This is a genomic window from Vibrio sp. 1-2 (7-a), assembly GCF_013048515.1.
GTDB classification, from domain to species: domain Bacteria; phylum Pseudomonadota; class Gammaproteobacteria; order Enterobacterales; family Vibrionaceae; genus Vibrio; species Vibrio diabolicus.
Genome location: NZ_VHSQ01000002.1, coordinates 448,027 through 468,306 on the forward strand (window position 1 = coordinate 448,027; position 20,280 = coordinate 468,306).

Annotated in this window: 24 protein-coding genes; 16 read left to right on the top strand and 8 right to left on the bottom strand. The window is 44.4% G+C overall.

Going from position 1 to position 20,280, the window contains the following annotated elements:
* Window positions 1–30: 30 nt before the first annotated feature.
* The 6 genes from FKN08_RS09650 to FKN08_RS09675 are packed head-to-tail and all read left to right on the top strand — an operon-like array spanning window position 31 to window position 4,615.
* Window positions 31–780 carry an energy transducer TonB gene (locus FKN08_RS09650; protein WP_170891983.1) on the top strand — a complete coding sequence of 250 codons (750 nt, stop codon included), beginning with the start codon at window positions 31–33 and terminating at the stop codon, window positions 778–780.
* Window positions 780–1,478, top strand: a complete 699-nt coding sequence (locus tag FKN08_RS09655) for a MotA/TolQ/ExbB proton channel family protein (RefSeq protein WP_005392513.1) — start codon at window positions 780–782, stop codon at window positions 1,476–1,478. Before FKN08_RS09650 ends, FKN08_RS09655 begins: the two co-directional genes overlap by 1 nt.
* Window positions 1,475–1,888: a biopolymer transporter ExbD gene (locus FKN08_RS09660; protein ID WP_170891984.1), complete on the top strand. Its 414-nt coding sequence runs from the start codon at window positions 1,475–1,477 to the stop codon at window positions 1,886–1,888. The genes FKN08_RS09655 and FKN08_RS09660 overlap by 4 nt, the downstream gene beginning before the upstream one ends.
* 28 nt (window positions 1,889–1,916) lie before the next feature.
* Window positions 1,917–2,786: an ABC transporter substrate-binding protein gene (locus FKN08_RS09665; RefSeq protein ID WP_170891985.1), complete on the top strand. Its 870-nt coding sequence runs from the start codon at window positions 1,917–1,919 to the stop codon at window positions 2,784–2,786.
* Window positions 2,787–2,795: 9 nt separating this feature from the next.
* Window positions 2,796–3,833, top strand: a complete 1,038-nt coding sequence (locus FKN08_RS09670) for an iron ABC transporter permease (RefSeq protein ID WP_170891986.1) — start codon at window positions 2,796–2,798, stop codon at window positions 3,831–3,833.
* On the top strand, window positions 3,833–4,615 hold the full coding sequence (locus FKN08_RS09675; RefSeq protein WP_170891987.1) for a heme ABC transporter ATP-binding protein: 783 nt from the start codon (window positions 3,833–3,835) through the stop codon (window positions 4,613–4,615). The genes FKN08_RS09670 and FKN08_RS09675 overlap by 1 nt, the downstream gene beginning before the upstream one ends.
* Before the next feature lie 191 nt (window positions 4,616–4,806).
* On the opposite strand, the gene FKN08_RS09680 is transcribed toward FKN08_RS09675, so the two are convergent.
* Window positions 4,807–5,268 carry a TetR/AcrR family transcriptional regulator gene (locus tag FKN08_RS09680; RefSeq protein ID WP_005392508.1) on the bottom strand — a complete coding sequence of 154 codons (462 nt, stop codon included), beginning with the start codon at window positions 5,266–5,268 and terminating at the stop codon, window positions 4,807–4,809.
* A gap of 607 nt (window positions 5,269–5,875) precedes the next feature.
* Here FKN08_RS09680 and FKN08_RS09685 point away from each other — a divergent pair.
* On the top strand, window positions 5,876–6,175 hold the full coding sequence (locus FKN08_RS09685) for a YfcZ/YiiS family protein (protein WP_005375307.1): 300 nt from the start codon (window positions 5,876–5,878) through the stop codon (window positions 6,173–6,175).
* A gap of 73 nt (window positions 6,176–6,248) precedes the next feature.
* Here the strand turns inward: FKN08_RS09685 and FKN08_RS09690 are convergent, their stop codons facing one another.
* Window positions 6,249–6,518, bottom strand: coding sequence for a YnjH family protein (locus tag FKN08_RS09690; protein ID WP_170891988.1), 270 nt, complete (start codon window positions 6,516–6,518; stop codon window positions 6,249–6,251).
* Between the two features lie 317 nt (window positions 6,519–6,835).
* On the opposite strand from FKN08_RS09690, the gene FKN08_RS09695 reads away from it, so the two are divergent.
* Complete coding sequence (locus FKN08_RS09695) at window positions 6,836–7,435, top strand: hypothetical protein (protein ID WP_031780261.1); 600 nt, start codon at window positions 6,836–6,838, stop codon at window positions 7,433–7,435.
* A gap of 74 nt (window positions 7,436–7,509) precedes the next feature.
* On the opposite strand, the gene FKN08_RS09700 is transcribed toward FKN08_RS09695, so the two are convergent.
* Window positions 7,510–8,619 carry a 1-acyl-sn-glycerol-3-phosphate acyltransferase gene (locus FKN08_RS09700; protein ID WP_006742201.1) on the bottom strand — a complete coding sequence of 370 codons (1,110 nt, stop codon included), beginning with the start codon at window positions 8,617–8,619 and terminating at the stop codon, window positions 7,510–7,512.
* A 191-nt stretch (window positions 8,620–8,810) separates the two neighbouring features.
* On the opposite strand from FKN08_RS09700, the gene FKN08_RS09705 reads away from it, so the two are divergent.
* Window positions 8,811–9,419, top strand: coding sequence for a hypothetical protein (locus tag FKN08_RS09705; RefSeq protein ID WP_047008435.1), 609 nt, complete (start codon window positions 8,811–8,813; stop codon window positions 9,417–9,419).
* A 127-nt stretch (window positions 9,420–9,546) separates the two neighbouring features.
* Here FKN08_RS09705 and FKN08_RS09710 read toward each other — a convergent pair whose 3' ends face one another.
* Complete coding sequence (locus FKN08_RS09710; RefSeq protein ID WP_006742203.1) at window positions 9,547–10,029, bottom strand: hypothetical protein; 483 nt, start codon at window positions 10,027–10,029, stop codon at window positions 9,547–9,549.
* Window positions 10,030–10,043: 14 nt separating this feature from the next.
* On the bottom strand, window positions 10,044–10,577 hold the full coding sequence (locus FKN08_RS09715) for a nicotinate-nicotinamide nucleotide adenylyltransferase (protein WP_065645725.1): 534 nt from the start codon (window positions 10,575–10,577) through the stop codon (window positions 10,044–10,046).
* A gap of 177 nt (window positions 10,578–10,754) precedes the next feature.
* On the opposite strand from FKN08_RS09715, the gene nadE reads away from it, so the two are divergent.
* On the top strand, window positions 10,755–11,585 hold the full coding sequence (gene nadE, locus FKN08_RS09720; RefSeq protein ID WP_006742205.1) for an ammonia-dependent NAD(+) synthetase: 831 nt from the start codon (window positions 10,755–10,757) through the stop codon (window positions 11,583–11,585).
* 82 nt (window positions 11,586–11,667) lie between these two features.
* On the opposite strand, the gene FKN08_RS09725 is transcribed toward nadE, so the two are convergent.
* The gene (locus FKN08_RS09725; RefSeq protein WP_170891989.1) at window positions 11,668–13,485 is read right to left on the bottom strand and encodes a hybrid-cluster NAD(P)-dependent oxidoreductase; all 1,818 of its coding nucleotides are present in this window, start codon (window positions 13,483–13,485) and stop codon (window positions 11,668–11,670) included.
* A 267-nt stretch (window positions 13,486–13,752) separates the two neighbouring features.
* Here FKN08_RS09725 and FKN08_RS09730 point away from each other — a divergent pair, with 267 nt between their 5' ends.
* Complete coding sequence (locus tag FKN08_RS09730) at window positions 13,753–13,917, top strand: YqaE/Pmp3 family membrane protein (protein WP_005375297.1); 165 nt, start codon at window positions 13,753–13,755, stop codon at window positions 13,915–13,917.
* A gap of 155 nt (window positions 13,918–14,072) precedes the next feature.
* Entirely contained in the window at window positions 14,073–15,101 is a 1,029-nt protein-coding gene (pyrC, locus tag FKN08_RS09735) for a dihydroorotase (RefSeq protein ID WP_170891990.1), read from the top strand.
* A 98-nt stretch (window positions 15,102–15,199) separates the two neighbouring features.
* Here the strand turns inward: pyrC and FKN08_RS09740 are convergent, their stop codons facing one another.
* Complete coding sequence (locus FKN08_RS09740) at window positions 15,200–16,105, bottom strand: DUF808 domain-containing protein (protein ID WP_046873771.1); 906 nt, start codon at window positions 16,103–16,105, stop codon at window positions 15,200–15,202.
* Between the two features lie 172 nt (window positions 16,106–16,277).
* Here FKN08_RS09740 and FKN08_RS09745 point away from each other — a divergent pair, with 172 nt between their 5' ends.
* The gene (locus tag FKN08_RS09745) at window positions 16,278–17,195 is read left to right on the top strand and encodes a M14 family metallocarboxypeptidase (RefSeq protein WP_170891991.1); all 918 of its coding nucleotides are present in this window, start codon (window positions 16,278–16,280) and stop codon (window positions 17,193–17,195) included.
* On the opposite strand, the gene FKN08_RS09750 is transcribed toward FKN08_RS09745, so the two are convergent.
* Window positions 17,190–17,978: a helix-turn-helix transcriptional regulator gene (locus FKN08_RS09750; RefSeq protein ID WP_170891992.1), complete on the bottom strand. Its 789-nt coding sequence runs from the start codon at window positions 17,976–17,978 to the stop codon at window positions 17,190–17,192. The two genes, FKN08_RS09745 and FKN08_RS09750, sit on opposite strands and share 6 nt — an antisense overlap.
* 98 nt (window positions 17,979–18,076) lie before the next feature.
* On the opposite strand from FKN08_RS09750, the gene FKN08_RS09755 reads away from it, so the two are divergent.
* The 3 genes from FKN08_RS09755 (at window position 18,077) to FKN08_RS09765 (ending at window position 20,030) form a co-directional block, all read left to right on the top strand.
* Window positions 18,077–18,982: a DMT family transporter gene (locus FKN08_RS09755; protein WP_005392491.1), complete on the top strand. Its 906-nt coding sequence runs from the start codon at window positions 18,077–18,079 to the stop codon at window positions 18,980–18,982.
* A 145-nt stretch (window positions 18,983–19,127) separates the two neighbouring features.
* Window positions 19,128–19,613, top strand: a complete 486-nt coding sequence (locus tag FKN08_RS09760) for an acyl-CoA thioesterase (protein WP_005392490.1) — start codon at window positions 19,128–19,130, stop codon at window positions 19,611–19,613.
* A gap of 171 nt (window positions 19,614–19,784) precedes the next feature.
* Window positions 19,785–20,030: a hypothetical protein gene (locus tag FKN08_RS09765; protein WP_005375277.1), complete on the top strand. Its 246-nt coding sequence runs from the start codon at window positions 19,785–19,787 to the stop codon at window positions 20,028–20,030.
* Window positions 20,031–20,280: the final 250 nt, after the last annotated feature.

Sequence of the window (20,280 nt, forward strand, 5' to 3'; positions counted from 1 at the left end):
TCAAGTTTTCATAGTTTCCCGAGATATTCCGTGAACGTACAAAGATATGTCATTGCAGGAGGTGCTTCCCTTGCCATCCATGCCGCACTTCTTTTTGTTTCTCAAGAAACGAAAGTGTTCGCGATGCCTGTTGGAAATCCAGCAAGTTCGGTAAGTTTAAACCTTGTATCGGCACCACCACCTACCGTCGAAAAATCCACGCCAGAAAATGTGGCGCCACCAAAAGAGCCGCAGCCTCAGGAGCAGCCTGAGCCAGAAAAGAAGATCGTAAAGAAACAGGTCGTTAAGAAAGACGCTGTTAAGAAAAAGGTAGTGAAGAAAAAAACAGAGCCGATTAAACAATCTAAGCCTAAGACGGTGGAACCAGCCAAAGCCGTAACAAAACAAGAGAATCAGCCCGAAGCCAAACCGAAGAAAAAAACGGAACCGGCGAAGAAAGAGATGGTCGCTCAGCAAACCGCGCCAGCGAGCCAATCCAAAGGGGCAACGTCTCAACCTATTTTGGTCGACAAACCAACGTTTGTGAATCAACCAACTCAGCCTCGCTACCCAAGATCTGCACAAAGACGCGGTATCGAAGGCGTAGCCTTATATGAAATATGGCTCGATGAAAATGGCAATCAAATTAAACAGGTTTTGATTGAGTCTTCCGGCACAGAATCGCTGGACGCCTCAGCGCTTCGTGCCATCAAACAGTGGCAATTTACACCACATATTTCGGGCGGGCTAAAAGTGGCTCACCGAGTACAAGTACCTGTTCGTTTTAAGTTGGATGGATAATGGAACAACTACAAGAATTACAAACTCAACTTGGCCTAATGACATGGCCTTTGATCATTTGCTCAGCCCTCACCGTCATGATCATTACCGAGCGGTTATTCCACGTTTTGATTAGCCTTGGCGTCGGGAAACGAGCCATTCGCCAAAAACTCATTGGGTTAGACCCAACGAATGGAAACGATCTTGAGACGCTTGCAGAAGAATTGTCGCATAAGCGACCGCTCCTTTATCGTGGCGTTGCCATGTTGCTTGCCCATCACTCTTTCTCAAAGTCTCTAAGAGAAGATGCCGCAGGCATTTGGCTACAAGAAAAACGTCATCAGCTGCATTCTGGCCTTCGCTTACTGACGTTGATTGGCGTCATTAGCCCTTTGATTGGTTTGCTTGGTACGGTACTTGGCTTAATTGAGATGTTCAAAGGCATCGCTGTCTCAACGGGGAATATCACCCCGAATGATTTGGCAGACGGTCTAGGTTTGGCCATGCGCACTACTGCAGCAGGTCTTATTATCGCCCTTCCTGCGATTTCAGGAGCACAAATCATTGGTTTGTGGGCGGATCGTGTGATCGCCAAACTCGAACACACATTAAACTATGTCAACTTATGGCTTGAAGGTATCTCTCTGCAACACGTGTCGCCAGACAATTCAACATTAGCAGTGCGCTCTTCTGCAAAGGTCGAGGCAGAAGCACAATGATTAAAACGCCAAAAGACAACACTCGTAACGACTTAACTCCAGATTTAACACCGCTGTTGGACATCATTTTTATCGTAATGGTTTTCCTGATGTTAACTGCAGCGGTCAAGCTCGATTCATTAGATGTCAATTTACCGAGTACAGAATCTCAGGCCGTTGCAGATGTCGATAAGCAATCCATCACGGTAAACATTCTTAAAGACGAGCCTTACTGGGCCATTAACGGCAAGACATACATCGATTGGGACAACTTTACCCTCGCGCTGCTAGAAGAGAGTAAATCAAACGATAAACCGATTGTGATTGGAGCAGAAAAAACCGCGAACATTCAGTCGCTAGTTCAACTTCTCAGCTTTTTACAAGAAAACGGAATTCAGGCAACTCAGTTACTCACTGAAGAGCCATCATAAAAATAAGTAAGATAGAGATCCTTTCAAAATGAAGAACACACGTGCCACCATTCATGCTGTTGTTACGGCAGCCATTTCCCTACTTGCGAGTAGCCAACTTTTTGCCAATGAAACACCATCATCAGAGCGTGTTGTTAGTGCAGGCAGTGCCGTCACTGAACTGTTGCTTGAACTCAACGCCAAAGATAGCTTGGTTGCTATCGACGTAACCAGTCAGTTACCAAAAGGCATGGAGCTGCCTAAAGTAGGCTACCATCGCCGCCTTTCAGCAGAAGGGTTGCTCGCCTTACGTCCGACAAAAGTCATTGGCTCTGATGAGATGGGACCGAAAACAGCATTGAACCAATTAAAAGCGGCGGGTGTAGATGTAGAAATCGTCAATACCGATGCCAACGTTGACGGTCTTTACCAACGTATCGATCAAATTGCGAACCTTATGAATCGCCAGGCTAAAGCGGAAGATTTAAAGCAAGATGTGAAAGCGCAAGTGCAAGCACTCAATGCAAATCAACCTGCTCAAGCTCAGAAAAAGAAAGTACTGTTTCTACTCATCCATGAAGGTCGACCTGCGAACGTTGCAGGATCAGAAACCACACCCGATGCAATTATCCAGCTTGCAGGCGGACTAAACCCAGCTGCTGACCAGCTGTCTTCTTACAAGCCTTTATCCACAGAAGCCATGGTAGAGATGCAGCCTGACGTTATTCTCGTTAGCGGTCGCAGCTATGAAACGCTGGGCGGTGCCGATGCGATTTTAAAAGCAATGCCACTGCTCGCCGCAACACCTGCGGGAATGAATAAAAATATCATCAAGATTGACGGTCACGCCCTTGTTGGTGGTTTGGGTCTTAAAAGCCTTGCAGAAGCCGAGCGTTTGAATGCGCTGCTTTACCCATAGAGACATGACATGTTGTTAAGACGTATCTCCCTTTCAACGACGTTATCCGTACTTAGTGGCTTTTTAGCATTTGTTGCTATCGCCTCTATTACAGTAGGTCCAATGAGCATTAGTTTCACTGACAGTTTGCGTAGCCTAACGGGAGGCAGTTCTGATCTCGCTCCTCACATTCAGTTGGTGATTAACGAGATCCGATTACCTCGCACCATTTTATGTATGTTCATCGGCGCCATTTTGGCAATTTGTGGTGTGGTTATGCAGGGCTTATTCCGTAACCCGCTGGCCGAGCCCGGCATCATTGGTGTGTCTGCTGGTGCTGCACTTGGCGGTGCGTTCGCTATTGTTGTATTTGCAGAGTTTAGCCAAAACTATCCTCAATTGATGAACTTAGCTGCGCTGCCTCTTTTTGCTTTCCTAGGTGGTGCGTTGACGACCATTCTCGTTTATAAGCTCGGCACAAGTAAATTTGGTACCTCAGTTACGATTATGTTGTTAGCTGGTGTTGCCATCAGCGCGCTTTCAGGAGCGGCGATCGGTTACATGAACTTTATTGCTGATGATCAGATGCTACGAGATCTAACACTTTGGTCGATGGGCTCATTAGCTGGCGCAAATTGGTCGGGGATTGGCCTATCCGCTGTCACGCTGGTCGTCCTATTATTCTGGTTCCAGAAAAAATCGATGGCGCTGAATGCTCTTCTGCTAGGGGAATCAGAAGCAAGACACTTGGGAGTTCCGGTCCAAAAACTCAAACGACAGCTTATTTTGCTCTCTGCATTGGGGGTTGGTATTACGGTTAGTATTAGTGGTGCAATTGGTTTTATCGGGCTCGTGATTCCTCACTTAGGACGCATGCTAGCAGGCCCCGACCATCGAACGCTACTGCCAATCTCTGCACTAATGGGAGCGCTGCTTCTTACCGCTGCTGATATGTTTGCTCGTATTGCCGTGGCACCAGCAGAATTACCCGTCGGTATCGTGACCGCCTTGATCGGTGCACCCTTCTTCATCTACTTATTGTTCCAGCAGAAAGGGAAGATTTTGTAATGAACCAGATCGTTTTATCGGGTAAAAACATTTCGATGAAATATGGCAAGCGCATTGTTCTCGATGACATCAATATTGATATCCGAGCTGGTGAAGTGACCGCCCTACTCGGCCCCAACGGTGCGGGCAAAAGTACTTTGCTCAAGCTTCTGTGTGGTGAAATCTCTTCAAATCATGACATCGCCTACTTCGGTAAACAAAAGCATGATTGGGAGCCAGAAAAAAGCGCAAAACACATTGCGATGCTTCCACAGCACAGTACGTTGACCTTCCCATTTTTAGCCAGAGAAGTGGTCGAATTAGGCGCGATTCCGCTATCGCTGTCCAATAAAGAAACCACTAAGTTAGCTTTACATTACATGGAACAAACCGATGTAATGCATTTGGCAGAAAGCCTCTACCCATCTTTATCTGGTGGCGAAAAGCAACGATTACATCTAGCACGCGTGATGACACAGCTACACCAATCTGGCGAGGAACGAATCTTGATGCTTGATGAGCCAACCTCTGCGTTAGATCTCGCCCACCAACACAACACGTTAAAGATTGCTCGTGAGGCTGCGAAAACACAGAACGCCGCGGTCGTTGTCGTGTTGCATGACTTGAATTTGGCCTCCCAGTACGCAGACCGACTTGTACTTTTGCATAACGGAAAACTGGTTTGTGATGACACACCATGGAATGCACTGACGCCAGAGCGCATTGAGCACGTTTATGGCTACCGCTCCATCGTGACAAAACATCCAACTTTAGACTTTCCTCAGGTACACGCCGCCGCTTAGCGTGTATCTCTTCTGAGCCGTTTCTTCTGCTTTCCAAACGACAAAGGCCCGCAATAATCATATTGCGGGCCTTTGCTTTGATATTTAATCGAATCTTGGGCTCAAAAGAGCGGCGAGAAAATTACTGTGTTCTGCCTTGGCTTTACAACCAAAGCAGCAAACAAGTGTTCATCTAGCGCTCTCAATTGCTATTACTTACTCATTTGGATCAATGAACGGCCAATCAACCACTCGAGCTCTTTGTCACCACCTGCTCCAAACTGGCTTTCAACCATTTTGTATAAACGGTCAATACCGTTAGCAGCAAATTCTTGCGCATTTTCGGCCGTGACAATGTGATGGAATAGCAGTCGTAAAATCGCGAGGAACTCAGCATCTTCCAGTGCTTTAATCCAACTTTGTGAAAATGCACTTAGCCCTTTATCAAACTCTAGGTGTTCAATAAACATTTTAAAGATACGGCCATCCAGTGCGGCGGTGAAGTCCGTTTTCTTAGGGAAGTGATGGCTAATACCGGTACGAGATATACCTGTCTGCTGACTTAGAGTCGTGTACGACATTTTGTCGTAACCTAGTCTTAGTAGCTGATCAACAACGGCATCCATGATCTTTTGGATAGTGATTTCGGTATCTTCTTTACTACGCTTTGGCATATTTTAAGCTCTTCTCTTTGTAAATCCATCTAACTCACTATTAAATGAGGCCAGAATGAAATCATTCTTAGCATTATACCCAAGTTGCCCAAGACACTTCGTTAAGCGAAACCTAAAAATTGAACCGCTAACACCTGCGCATTAAGGCCATTTGGATATATGTACTGCGACTACTTAATATAAAGTTAAGTTCCAAATCATAACGTCTTTACAGTGCGTAATGTGCAATTTGCAGTTATGTTTTTGTCAATACATGCTACTCAAAATAAGGCGAAAAGTTAGTCTCATCAAAACCTTGCGCCAATTATTCATCGAAACTATTCAAAGACCAAGAATGATAATTATTAAAAATAATCAATCAAGAAATAGTCTTATAAATTGTCCATTAGTTCAACTGGGCTGAGCGAAATCTCGTCACTATGTTCGTTAATTGATTTTAAATGTTGATATATATCACATTAACGTTCTTGATGATTTAGTAATCCAATCTTTAACCCTTACTTAACAAGCGCCTATTCTGTTCTTTTTTTATTCAAAACTCGTCATTTTTGTAGATACAGATCAAATACCTGATAGAATACCCTTAGTATTTACAAGAGGATTCGTTATGAGTGTCGAATTAGAAAAAAACCAAGTATGTGAAGCTTGCGGCTGCGCAGGCGAGATTGGCTTCATCATCAAAGAAGGTGACGAAGTTGCCGACGTAACGGTTTTCGCACAGACAAAAACAGAGCTAGAGTCTGAACTACAAAAATACATTGAGCTCGCTAAATCAGTATGTGCTGATGTTGAATACAATGTTTCTGAAATAACAGAAGAGTCAAACCAAGCGACGGCTCGATTCAAATTTGAAGTAAGTGCTGAAAAGCTTATCTTTGAATTAAAAACTCGCTCACTCGCGCGTTAATGGAAAAAGCGAGCTCTGTGCTCGCTTTTTTATTTTTCCGTTATCCTAATATTAAACAGACCGTTTTTGGCGTTTATTTATCTTTTTTGAATACCACCCACTTTAACGAACCATTCGTTTCAAAATCGTTCTCAGCTGTACACATCAGTAATACACCCTCAACATTAATCACGGCTCCGGTGGTGTAGGCTTTATCATCGTAGTAACAGATACGCTGACCTACCTTGCCGTCAGCGACCACCAGCGCTTTGCTTTCTGGCGTACTGTATGATTTAGCAAAAGCGGCCCCAGATAGTACTACTACAGCACCAGCGGCAAAAATAGACACTCTTTTTAACTTCATGAAAATCTCCCTCAGACGCTCATGATACTAACAAGGACGCTTGTTCAGTTCTTGGCAGAACCTCATATTCTTCATATCTCTACTGATGTTTTTCTCACATTTACTTTTAAATAAACTATATAATCAATCACTTAATCATTCCCTAACTTGCACACTGAAGCAACTCGGCATCGTGAGAGCGTGTATGCTTTCAGATAAAGCCCTAATTTGAACTTCTTGGGCTAAAAATCAAAAACTGTTAACAAAGTATGCATAATGAGTCTATTTAAGTATAAGATGAGCACTTAAGATCTCTATGTTTAACTAAGTCTCTGGCTATGCGTTTTGTTTCCCTTTTCCTTACCTTGATGCTGCTCTGCTTCCCATCTTTCGCATATGAGCTAGATTACTACTCTAAGTTTGGTCACACCGATAATTACGGTAATCTTGATCTACGAAACAAACCATACACCCAATTACCTTCTGGGTTAGTGGTCAAAGGCAACTTAAATATCTCGCAAACCCCGATCAAAAAGCTGCCTAAGGGGCTTGATGTTGGAGGCAGTTTGGAAGCAACCAACAGCGCACTCAAAACCATTCGCTCAGGTACAAAGATAAAAGGTTATGCGAATCTACTGGGTAGTAAGATCGAAAGCTGGCCTAGGGGCATCAAACTCGGCGGTTATCTGAACTTGACGGATACACCATTAAAAACGCTCCCAGCTAAACTTCGAGTCAAAGGCGATTTAAGTGTTATTCGCACTCCTATCTCTGCTCTTCCTGAAGGATTGGTGGTTGATGGTAACCTTTATATAGGAGGATCAGCGCTACAAGTATTTCCAGACACGATGACGGTGAAAGGGAATATCTTTTTAGGTGGTAACAAGATCACCAAGTGGCCTAGCAATTTAACCCTTGGCGGGGCTGTTGCTCCTTAAAAAGTAGACGAAAAAAAGCCTCGGAAAACCGAGGCTTTAAGGCGTTCATAATCCATCAAGTTCAGTGATGAATATTACTCTTGATTGTTCACTGGGTTGGCATAGCTCGCCACCAAATAAGGTCTTGCACCTTCAGGTAACTGCTCCAATTTATCCGCGAGGTGACGCTTCACCGCCTCTGTGATGATGCTCGAATCTTCGCGTCCAGCAGCTAACAAGTTGATTGGGTACAACTTGTAGTTATTATGAATTTGGCGGTCGATTTCACCGGCAAGAGATTCTGGCGTTTCAAACTCTTGATCAATCACATCACCAAACGCGACATGCACACGACCTTTATAACCAATGATGCCCTGAATGATGCTTTCGATATCTTCAAATTCACCTTTTTCATAACGGCCATTTTCTGCTTTTTCGTACAGCTCTTTTGCTTTGGCAATGTCACATGGATCATTTTCATAGGCAATCGAGACAGGAACGATTTTCAAAGAACGCGTGTATTCACCAAAGCTGATCTTCTGCTTGCGGCCTTCAACATGGAACATTTTTAAAATCGCAGGATCAGTAAAGTCGTTTCCATCTTTGGCACGACCTTCCTTTTGGGCAATCCAAATTGAATTACCGGTATCAAGCGAGTGTTTAATGTAGCTCGACAGTTGTCCTAATGCTTTCATCATTTCTCTAGGCGCCTTAGCAGAGCGCTTAACGATGAAGCTTTTATTGAGTCGCATCAATTCAGTCGCACATGGCTTCTTCAGCAGGTTGTCACCAATCGCAATACGAACCGTACGGTGCCCACTTTGGTACAAGCCATAGTTTACTAGCGCAGGGTCCATCGCAATATCACGGTGGTTAGAAACGAATAAGTACGACGTGTTTTTATCCAGCTTATCCAAACCAGAAAAAGTGACGCCATCCGTTGTCTTATTCAATGTATCTTTCAGATACTTCTTCACTTCAATCTGAATCGCTTCTACTGAATCAAGCTTGCTCCATTTAGCTTTCAGATAGATGCGCAGGATCGGGCTCATTAGCGTTTTAAACCACGCTGCTTTATTAGCAAATCGATGATCGAGAATAGCAGTGATAAATTCATCATCTTGGATTAGACGATCCAGCGCGGCTGGAATTTCTTCGTCATTGTAAGGACGAATTTCAATATAAGGATCGGTATTGGCAGTCATTGTTCATTACATATCAAAAAAAGCTGGCACATTTTACGCATAGTTTTGCTGACAAGCAGCATTTCAACCCATACTTTTAACATGGTCATACCAGTTAGGCTACAATTTCTCATGCTAAAAAATTCTCTCAGCTGGTTGGAATCGTATAGGTTTAACGTTACCCTTAGCGCCAAAAAACACTGGTACTCATAATGAACTACGCAATTGAATTTCACGACGCTAAATACCCCTTTCTTGAAGTAGCTGCGCGCAAAAAAGCACTGAAGCACAGTCTGCTGTCTGTCGTCGAAGGGTTAGCCGTCATTAAATTGGGTAAGCAGGAGTATGCCATTGAACCAGGCCAATATTTTTGGATTCCTCAAGGATGTTTGAGCTCCCTCACCTTTTTACCTAATTCTCGTGTATATCGTTGTGATTTTTCTGTGCGTTTAAATGATGACTTCTCACAACAAGCAGGTTTTGTGAAACCTTCACCGCTGCTAAAAGCCCTCGTCGAGAAACTAGCAACAACAGCCGAGCGCTCAGATCTGCAAACCGATCTGCTGACGGTAGTAAGACATGAAGTATTGACTCTCTCTCCTAAACTAGCGCACTCAACGTTAACAAAAACCATCAATCAGTGGACGCCTGGTTGTGACATGGACATATCTAAAGAGCTGTGCTTGGTACTCACACTCCGTGAAGCAAGAAAAATGAAGCTGTCGGGAAAGAAAGAAGAGCAGATTGTCGATACGCTTTTTGCGGGTAACACAGAAGAATATGAGCAACTTTGCTTTTTGGTCTTTGGAGAAGCGCTATAAGTCGCACTCTAACGAGCCATCTTTTCAGTATTAAGCAGAGTGATGAGCGCAGAGAATAGAGACTCAAATAAAAATAAAAAGGGCGTACATGGATGATGTACGCCCTTTTTATGTACGCTCAAGGTGACTAGAAGGGAACTTCAATCTGCATCATCCAGTCAGCGTCGTAATATTCGTGCCAACGATAATCAAATCGCATTCTTGGCTGTCCGTCGGATTTATCACCAAAACCCACGCTGAACATCAGGCCATGACTACGGAGCCACTCTTCTGTGTCCATTTTGCTCTCTTCGTCTCGGAGCTCTTCCGGCATCCAAAAACCAAGCCCAAAATAATTCTTTTCTAGATTTTGGGTTAGGAGTGGTGTGTCTTCCGGCTTAATCGCCCACTCTTCCCAATAGTTTTCTGTTGGCCCTTCGAATTTCGCTTCCGCAGCATACCAAATCAACGCATCCGTACTTAATACGCCAATGGAATCTAAAATTTCTTCACAGATAGGAAGGGTGTTATCTTCAAACACAACAGAACGATCAGAAAAATAGTTACACGCAGAATGAGCTTGTGTGACCACAAGCAGCGCACATGCACTAAATACGGCTAATCTGACCATGAAAATCTGACCTCTCAGTTCCCAGATAATGTTTCTTTGTATAAGCCTTCGTTAAGCAACAATTCACAGACGGACGGGGTTGTGTAGGCGTTTATGTCTTCACCCGTAACCAATGCGTTACGTATATCCGTGCTTCTGACTTTTACTTTTTCAGGGCACGCCATAACAGTCCAACGTTCCATAATCTCGACTGCTCTACTAAATTTAGCAAATTTGAAGAAATTATCAGGACCTATGACAAAAGTTATATCGGCTGTTGGGTAGATTTCTTGAATTTTTTCTAACAGCGCATAGGTTGTCACACTTTGTCCGGGTTGGTACAAAGCTTGCTCTGCATCAGAACGCTGAACATTAGAAAGCCCCATATCTTTGATGAATGCATCAACCATTTTGCACCGAGTTGGGTAATCGAGCATATTCTTGCCCCAAGCGTGTGCAATGCTAGGTTCAAGTAGCACAAGGTCAAAGTGGCTCAATGACTCAATAACACTTTTGTGCCCTAAACTAGGTGGGTTAAATGCACTACCAAAAATGGCGATTTTTTTCATATCCGGTGATTACCTGGTTGAAGAGAGTTTTCTAATCTGATGATTTCGGTATGATACTACTAATCTTTACAGCTTTTGACCCTAAAGTCGTGTTTATCAGTCTCAATTGCATGGTTTATCACCATTTGAGCAAGCGGGCTTTGGTGTCTGAAATATTTGCAGGAAAAGGAACCCTAAATGGAACAATCCATCCGTGATGAAATGCGTGTACTCCCTTCAATTGATCCGCATTTTGAAATTGAACGCCGTATTGCTTTTATTAAGCGTAAGCTACAAGAAGCAGGTTGTAAGTCACTGGTGCTTGGCATTAGTGGCGGTGTTGACTCAACCACGTTAGGTCGCCTTGCCCAGCTTGCAGTAGAACAATTGAATGCGGAATCTGGTACTGACAAATATCAGTTTATCGCAGTACGTCTGCCTTACGGTGAGCAAAAAGATGAAGATGAAGCGCAACTGGCACTCTCTTTCATCAAGCCAACACACTCTGTGTCTGTGAACATTAAAGATGGTGTTGACGGTTTGCATGCGGCGACTGATACCGCATTGCAAGGGACGGGCCTGCTTCCGACTGAAGCCGACAAAATTGATTTCGTAAAAGGTAACGTAAAAGCGCGAGCTCGTATGATTGCACAATATGAAATCGCTGGTTACGTTGGCGGCTTAGTATTGGGAACAGACCACTCAGCAGAGAACATCACCGGTTTTTACACTAAGTTTGGTGACGGCGCGTGCGACCTTGCCCCTCTATTTGGTTTAAGCAAACGTCAAGTCCGCGAGTTGGCTGCAACATTAGGCGCACCAGAACTACTTGTTAAGAAAGTACCAACGGCAGATCTAGAAGAACTAGAGCCGCAAAAAGCAGATGAAGATGCTCTGAACTTAACTTATGAACAGATCGATGACTTCTTAGAAGGCAAACCCGTTCCGCAGCAAGTGAGTGATCGTCTGGTAGCGATTTACAAAGCAACGCAGCACAAACGTCAGCCAATCCCGACGATTTACGACTAAGCGATATTTTCCGTTCACTTTTAAACTCAAAACGCTGCTAAAGTTAGCAGCGTTTTTATTGAGAACCGGGGAGCCTTCTCGCTTAGTTTGTTACCGTCACGTCCGTCTCTGGAACAGCACAACACGCCAATACGGTTCCCATCGCACGTTCCTCATCTGTCAACGCAGGCACGTCCGGATGATGTACTTGACCCGACGTAAGCTGAACCTTACACGCTCCGCATAAGCCAGCACGGCAGCTATTGCTAACAACCTTCCCTGCGTCTTCAAGCTGATCTAACAACGTTTTCTGATTATTCCCTACAACTTTCGTCCCATTAAAATCGATCGCTATGCTCTTCTCTGGTCTTGAAGTGACTGAAGATACGCCAAACGCTTCTTGATGGTAGTTTTCTTCTGGCAGCCCTTTTCTTAGTAGGAGATTTTTCGCTTTCTCCATAAAACCATCAGGACCACACACAAACACTTGGCGCTGTTCAATATCTTTGATTTGCTTAATGTGTGACAAACTTAAACGCCCTTTTAACCCAAACCAATCAACGGCAGGCTGCGTCAAGCAGATTTTCACTTCTAAGCCCGGGTGCTTACGCTTTAACTGCTCCAACTCAGAGCGACAAGGAATATCATTTTCGGTACGACATTGATGGTAGAAAACCACGTTCTCCAACTGATTGTGATCCGCTAAGTAACGTACCATCGATAGCATTGGTGTTACTCCACTGCCTGCAGAGAGTAACAATAGAGGCTGCGCTTCATGAGTTTTTAGGTGGAACTGGCCATCAGGTTGTTCTGCCTCTAAAACATCACCGACTTGTAAATTGTCTAAGAGCGAATTAGAGACTCTTCCACCTGCAATACGCTTAACAGAAATAGCATAGCGACCCGGACGAGACGGACTGGATGATAGCGTATAGCGTCGGCCCACTTTCTTACCATCAATATTCACCTCTATTGGCAGGTGTTGTCCTGGCAAGTAATTAGGTAAAGAACCTTTGTTTGGTTCTAACCATAAGGTCAAGAAGTCTTGGGCGATTTCTTCACGCTCAACACATGTTAACGTCATGCGCACTGGCGAGTTATCTGCGTAAAACTCCGGTTCTTTGTACTCCAATACTTCAACTTTATCGCCTTGACGAATAATGCCTTCATTTCGCGCGACAAGATTTTGCCCGAAGAACACACCACCGACATCGTTTGCACGGAACTGTTGTAAGGTTTTAAGTGGCTCCTTGCTCTCTCGGAACGTGCCTCTTTGAGTATTCACCGTAGTCAGGATACAGCGCTCGCAAGGTTTGAGAGACTCAAACTCTACCTCACCGATTCGTATGCGCTTCCATGAATCTTCTTCAAACGGCTTGGTATCAGAGACCACTAAGTTAGTACGGAACTGATCCATAGAGTGTTGCTCAGAGCTTCTTCGGTTCAGTTCATCAAGGGAAGCCTGGCTAATCACTAACACCGGATAACCATCGGCAAAGCTAACGTTTTGTCCTAGCTTTTCGCAAACACGATTCGATTGCTCACCACTAAACAACAACTCAACACGTTGACCCAATACACGACTAAACCAATCATCTGCATCATCTGTGGTGGTATATGCAGTAAAGGTGTCTTTCCAAACTGTTGCTGGCGTTTCCTGCATTTTAAAGTCTTGATAACGGATTTTAAGCGGCTCCATCCCCAAACTGCTAAACACAACCCCATCGGATAATAAGGCAGACTTAATGGTTACCATTTGCGGATACTTTCGCGCAGTGATCATCGAGCCATCAGCTTTCGCAATCATAAAGCGACGATCGAAGCTCAATCCTTGCTTCTCAACCCATACGGACGACAGCGATAATCCGCCAACTGACTTAACCGGAAAAACATTAATTTGGGATAAAACGGGTTGCGACATGGCCTTCTTCCTACAGGGTGTTTTTTATTTGTTGCAGTATTGTATACCCAAATCACATTAAGTTGCAGAGTCTACTGCCGCTTCATCCAACTCAACTTTTCTGAATGTTATTCTTATAAATTTGGTTTGAACGACAAGTATTTACTACACTCAACATTCGCGTTTTTTAACACCGTTCTGACCAAATACCGTTTGATAAAGTGTGATACGGCACACATAATTCATCTGAGTTATCACTGCCCCCATTTATTGATTTGGAGCTTAATTATGGATACAAGAAAACTGGTTCTGATTTTGTTATGTATCTTTCTTCCACCCGTCGCGGTGTTTATGGAGAAAGGTTTGAACAAAGACTTTTTGATCAACCTAATCTTGACGTGTTTCTTCTTTCTACCAGGTACGATCCACGCGCTTTGGTTAACAATGAAGTAACCACTTACACTCTCACTCTGTAGAAAAGTGAAAAATGGGATGAAATGTGAGGGCAATTCCTCTATCATCCTGTCGCCTAAGCGCAAGCGTTTGCTCAAAAGCAAATACGGCGCTTAGGCTCCAATCAGACAACTTTTCAATGGTGGGAGCAATTAATGACAACACTGACAATCACTCGTCCTGACGACTGGCACGTTCACTTACGCGATGGGGAAGTTCTTAAAGACACCGTTCGCGACATCAGCCGCTACAATGGCCGTGCGCTGATCATGCCAAATACCGTCCCACCAGTTACTACAACTGAGCTCGCCCTAGCCTACCGTGACCGAATTCTAAAAGAGCAACATGGCGAACAGTTTGAACCTTTGATGGCGCTTTACCTCACAGACAACACCACACCAGATGAAATACGTAAGGCTAAAGCCACCGGAAACATTGTTGCGGCCAAGCTTTATCCTGCAGGCGCTACCACAAACTCAGATTCCGGTGTGACCAATGCGAAGAACATTTACCACGTTCTCGAAGCGATGGAAGAAGTCGGAATGTTACTTCTGGTTCATGGCGAAGTAACACATCACGATGTTGATATCTTCGACCGAGAGAAAGAATTCCTTGATACTGTCCTCGCTCCTATCGTCAATGACTTCCCTAATCTTAAAATCGTTCTAGAACACATCACCACTGCCGACGCAGCAAACTTCGTTAATAACGCCTCAGATAACGTAGCGGCTACCATCACTGCTCACCATCTTCTTTTCAACCGTAACCATATGCTTGTGGGTGGTATTAAGCCTCATTTCTACTGTTTGCCAATTCTTAAGCGCAGCACCCACCAGCAAGCGCTGATCGAAGCTGCAACCAGTGGTAGCAAGAAGTTCTTCCTAGGTACCGACTCTGCGCCACATGCGAAAGGGGCAAAAGAGTCAGCTTGCGGTTGTGCTGGTTCTTACACCGCACACGCAGCACTAGAGCTTTATGCAGAAGTATTCGAGAATGAAGGTAAGCTGGAAAACTTGGAAGCGTTTGCAAGCTTCAATGGTCCTGATTTTTACGGCATTGCGCGCAACACAGATACGGTAACGTTAGAAAAATCCGCTTGGGATGTGCCGGAAACGATGCCATTTGGCAATGATATCGTTGTGCCTATTCGAGCAAATGAACAAGTTGAGTGGAAAGTGAAGTAAGTACTTTACTGACGTTCCATCCATAAAAGAGGGTCATGCCTTTCTGTGAAAAGAAGTCATGACCCTTGTTGTTCTTTTCTTGTTTTGAGCTGTGATTATTAGTGGCCGCGAATTTTTTCTACAGCTGTCCACACAGCAACCACAATCAAACCCGCCACAAAACCGATAATACCGTTAAGCAAAATAGGCAGAATCGCTGTAGCAACCGAATGACCACTAAAGTTCATAATAATCGGCTCTACAAAGTGATGAATGGCAGGCACGTTGTGCACTACAATCCCCCCGCCGACTAAAAACATCGCGGCAGTTCCCACAATCGTTAACAACTTCATCAGCTTTGGTGCAAAAGCAACTAAAGCACTGCCGACTTTCGCCATCCAGCCCTTACCTTTTGAGCGAATTTCAAGGTAGAAGCCCAAGTCATCCAATTTCACGATGCCTGCTACTAAGCCATAAACACCAATGGTCATGATGACTGCAATTAAGCTCACCACTAAGATTTGCGTCACAAGGCTCGCCCCAGTCACGGTACCCAACGCAATCACAATGATTTCCGCTGAAAGAATAAAGTCCGTTCGAATCGCACCAGCAACTTTGCGTTTTTCATACTCTTCTATCGACTCGCCAGTATTAACTAACTCTTCTTTTTCTTCGTGCGGATGGGAGTGAGGGAACACTTTCTCAAGCACCTTTTCTGCCCCTTCAAAGCAGAGAAACAAGCCGCCAATTAGCAATAGTGGCATGATAAGCCATGGAATAATCGCGCTAATTAGCAATGCTGAAGGAACTAAAATCAATTTGTTTTTGAACGAGCCTTTCGCAACCGCCCAAACCACTGGAATTTCTCGCTCAGATGCAACACCAGACACTTGTTGAGCGTTTAACGCTAGGTCATCACCCAACACACCTGCGGTTTTCTTTGCCGCCATTTTCGACATTAAGGCGACATCGTCGAGTACCGTGGCAATATCATCCAACAGTGTGAGTAAACTTGCTCCAGCCATTTTTTGTCTCTTATATGAAATTGAGTAAGCAACAAAATGTAACACTAATAAATCACTCATCAAAGTGATGATTTTGCAAAGAATACTATCCCAAATGGTGTTTTATATTGCCGTTAAGATAAGACAGGTCTAGTCTTGTGGTACCTTTCAGCAGTCAAAAGAAAAAGTATAGATGAAAAGTGGATACATTTACCCAATCGGTACCCCTGGCCAACCTTGGAGCGAAGAAGAACGTAAAGCTTGGTTAGCAACGCAAGAAGTAAAACGTAGCTACCAAGATGAAGTTGTCAGTAAAATCGATGCTCTACGCGAGCGTTTTGATATTGAACAATACGGTGCACTCTCATACAACGAGGCACGTTTCCCTCTGTTTTGTATCAAAACTCGCAACTGGGATTCAACGAAGCCTGTTGTTTTGGTCACAGGTGGCGTGCACGGTTACGAGACGAGTGGTGTACATGGCGCTTTAAAGTTTGTAGAAACAGAAGCAGAGCGCTACGCAGAGCATTTCAATATTGTCGTTGCACCTTGCGTGAGCCCTTGGGGTTACGAGGTGATCAACCGCTGGAACCCAAACGCGATTGATCCAAACCGCTCTTTCTATAAGGATAGCCCTGCCGAAGAATCTGCCAACCTCATGAAGCTCGTTGCGACATTAGGCGATGTATTAATGCACATTGATTTGCACGAGACGACAGACTCCGATGAAACAGAGTTCCGTCCTGCGCTTGCCGCTCGTGATGGCATTGAGTACATCGAGGGCATGATCCCAGACGGTTTTTACACAGTTGGAGATAGTGAAAACCCTCAACCCGAGTTTCAAAAAGCGGTGATTGAATCGGTTGCGAAAGTGACTCACATTGCACCTGCAGATGAAAATGGCGAAATCATTGGTTCACCAGTCGTACAGTTTGGCGTTATCAACTACCCAATGGTGAAGCTGGGTCTGTGTGGCGGCGTAACAAATTGCGTTTACGGCACGACAACGGAAGTGTACCCAGACAGCCCAACGGTGACCGACGAAGAGTGCAACGATGCGCAAGTTGCAGCCGTGGTCGGTGGTCTGAATTACGTTCTGGCTCAGTTATAATAAGCGGTTCTTATATTGCTCCGGTGTCATGCCGGAGTATTTCTTGAACATCGCGATAAAAGGGCTGGCTTGGTTATAACCTAACGTTAGCGCGACTTCTTTCACGGTCTGCCCTTTACGCAGCAACTCCATAGAATGCAAATAGCGTACACGTAAACGCCACTCAGTGAAGCTCATGCCCAACTCACTCTGACAGTGTCTCGCCAACGTGCGTTCTGTGGTATGCACTTTTTCCGCCCACTCCGCCAAACTGATCTCATCCGTCGGCGATTCTTCTACTGCTTTTAAGATCGGTTCAAGATACTTGTTATCGGTCGTTGGTAAAAAGTGGTGTTCCACTTCTTGCTTTGCGAGCTGGTCCAATAACACCTGTACCAAGCGCTTGTCTTCATCACTTTGCGCCACGTTAACATCTCGTTGACGAAAGTCCTCAATAATGGACGACACGATTGGAGTCACTTTGATCAGACTCGTTTTGGTAGGAAAGTGCGCCGTCAATTCAGGGGCAATGTTCAAAGAACAATATTCGATAGGTTTACGGTTGTAACTAGTATGACGGATACCAGCGGGAACCCAAATTGCAAGATGCGGAGGCGCTAGAAATCTTGTATCTTCTGCATCCATCTCTAGGATCCCACCGCTGATCAGCTGCACTTGCCCCCAAGGATGGCTATGAATTCGTGTTTCTGTATTAGAGAGAAAGGCTTCAAAATTCATAAATACATCCGATGGTGCGCGGTCGATTGATAATGAGGGATGAAGATTTCTGGCGCTCTTTTTCAAAATTGTCTTCCTATCGCTTACGATGTCTTTTAAGAGATACTTTTTATTATAAAGACCTGCCAGACTAGCGCCATCAATAATTGTGCTATAGGGTTCTCATGATTTATTTACTTCCGTTTTTCACCGTTATGATTTGGGGTGGTAACTCAATTGTGAATAAGATGGCAGCAAGCGCCATTGAACCAAGTGCGATGAGTTTCTATCGTTGGTTTGTCGCAATGGTACTTCTAACTCCATTTTGTCTGCCTGCGATCATCAAACAACGACACATTATTCGACCTTACTTAACTAAGCTGGCATTTCTTGCGTTACTTGGCATGGTGCTCAACCAATCACTTGGCTACTACGCTGGTTTAACGACAACGGCTTCCAACATGGCACTGATTACCTCTTTGGTTCCTTTGATCAGTGTATTTTTAAGTGTTCCTCTGTTAGGCAAGTCTGTATCAATGTTAAGTATCGTCGGTGGTGTGATTTCGCTCGGCGGCTTGGCGTTTATGCTTGGTCATGGTGATATCACCTACTTTTTACATCAAGACATGACCCAAGGTGATAGCCTTATGCTGATTGCAGCCATGGTATACGCGGCTTATTGCGTGCTGCTAAAACGCTGGAAGATGCCTTTCAGTAGTTTGACTCTGGTTTACATGCAAGGCTTCTTCTCGGTTGTGATGCTTACACCACTTTGGCTCTCTAGTGAGCAACTGTTACCAAGCCAAGGCGCGCTACCATTAATCGCCTATGCTGGCATTGCGGCTTCCATTTTTGCGCCGTTAATGTGGGTGAAAGCGATTGATTCAATTGGCGCTGATTCAAGTGCCATGTTCATGAACTTAATGCCCGTGGTTTCTGTCGTACTTGCTTCAACGTTGATTGGTGAGAAAATTTACGCTTACCACATTATTGGTGGGCTGTTAGTCATCTCTGGCGTTATCCTGTCGCAAATAAAAATACGACACAGAAAGCCATTGCCCAATTCTGAGATTGCCTCCACCGCCAATTAATCCCAGTTCCCCAAGCCACAGAACTACGCTGTGGCTTTTTGTTTTCAGCGTTCGAATAAAAGTTAATATTTTGTTTCATTCGCTATTCCCGAAAATTCATCTTGCTGCTAAATTGGGAAAACAATAACCCATCAAGGAAAGATAGATGAGCAGTGGTCAAAGAGACATTACCCTTCGCTTTTTAGCAGAACCCAGTGACGTCAATTTCGGCGGAAAAGTGCACGGCGGCGCCGTAATGAAATGGATCGACTTAGCAGCCTACGCCTGCTCTGCAGCGTGGAGTGGCAAATATTGCATTACTGCATACGCAGGTGGTATTCGTTTTGTTGCGCCGATTCATGTCGGCAACTTAGTCGAAGTTAGCGCGAAAGTCATTTATACCGGACGAAGCTCAATGCACATCGCGATTGATGTGCAAGCCAGTGACCCAAAGCAAATGAAAAACAGACTCACCACCCACTGTATCGTTATTATGGTTGCTGTAGATGAGAACGGGAAACCAACCGACGTGCCGAAATGGGTTCCAGAATCTGATGAAGATAAAGCCTTGGAGCAATCCGCGATCCGCCTTATGAACATGCGCAAAGAAATCGGGGAAGAGATGGAAGCGCACGTAAAGTATCTCAAGTAACCTACATCCGTTAAGAACGCTATTGACTACCTCAACGTTACTTATAACCAGAGTGTGGAGCAACATCATGGTTTTGCCATTTGCTTCACACTCGACCTCCTCTGTCATAAATCCTTCACCTAGCTTTGCTTAAATCCTTCCACTATTTTGGAGTTGGATAGAGTTTGGATCTTGAGACTAAAAGAAACGACCTTAAGTGAAGAGACGTTGACCAATTTAAAAGCGGTCGAGTACCAGTGGGTAAGAACCATGTACGTCGAGGGGTATAACGAAACAGAAATTAACCATTACATTCAAACCTGCTTTGGCGGTGATGTCACCTTTGCAAATTTATTTCGTCGCGTCGCACTACAGCAAGAAAGCTTATACACGCTGCTTCAATACGTTGGATGTGCCCCCTCCAGTCGAGAGTTTTAATCCTTACCTACATCAATTTTACTGATACCTGAACTCAGGTTATTTATGTGAAGTGCTACGCAGGGCATTATTCAAGCCCTGTGTAATCCATGGCAAAGCCGCTAATCTTTATCCGCTTATTGAACAACTGTATTTAACAGGTATAAAAAAACCTGAGTCTAAACTCAGGTTATGGTTACAAAAACTGTTAGTGATTGAATCGTAAGGAACTAAGCTAACAGCCAGCTATGCGTAACGCCAATAAAAGCCA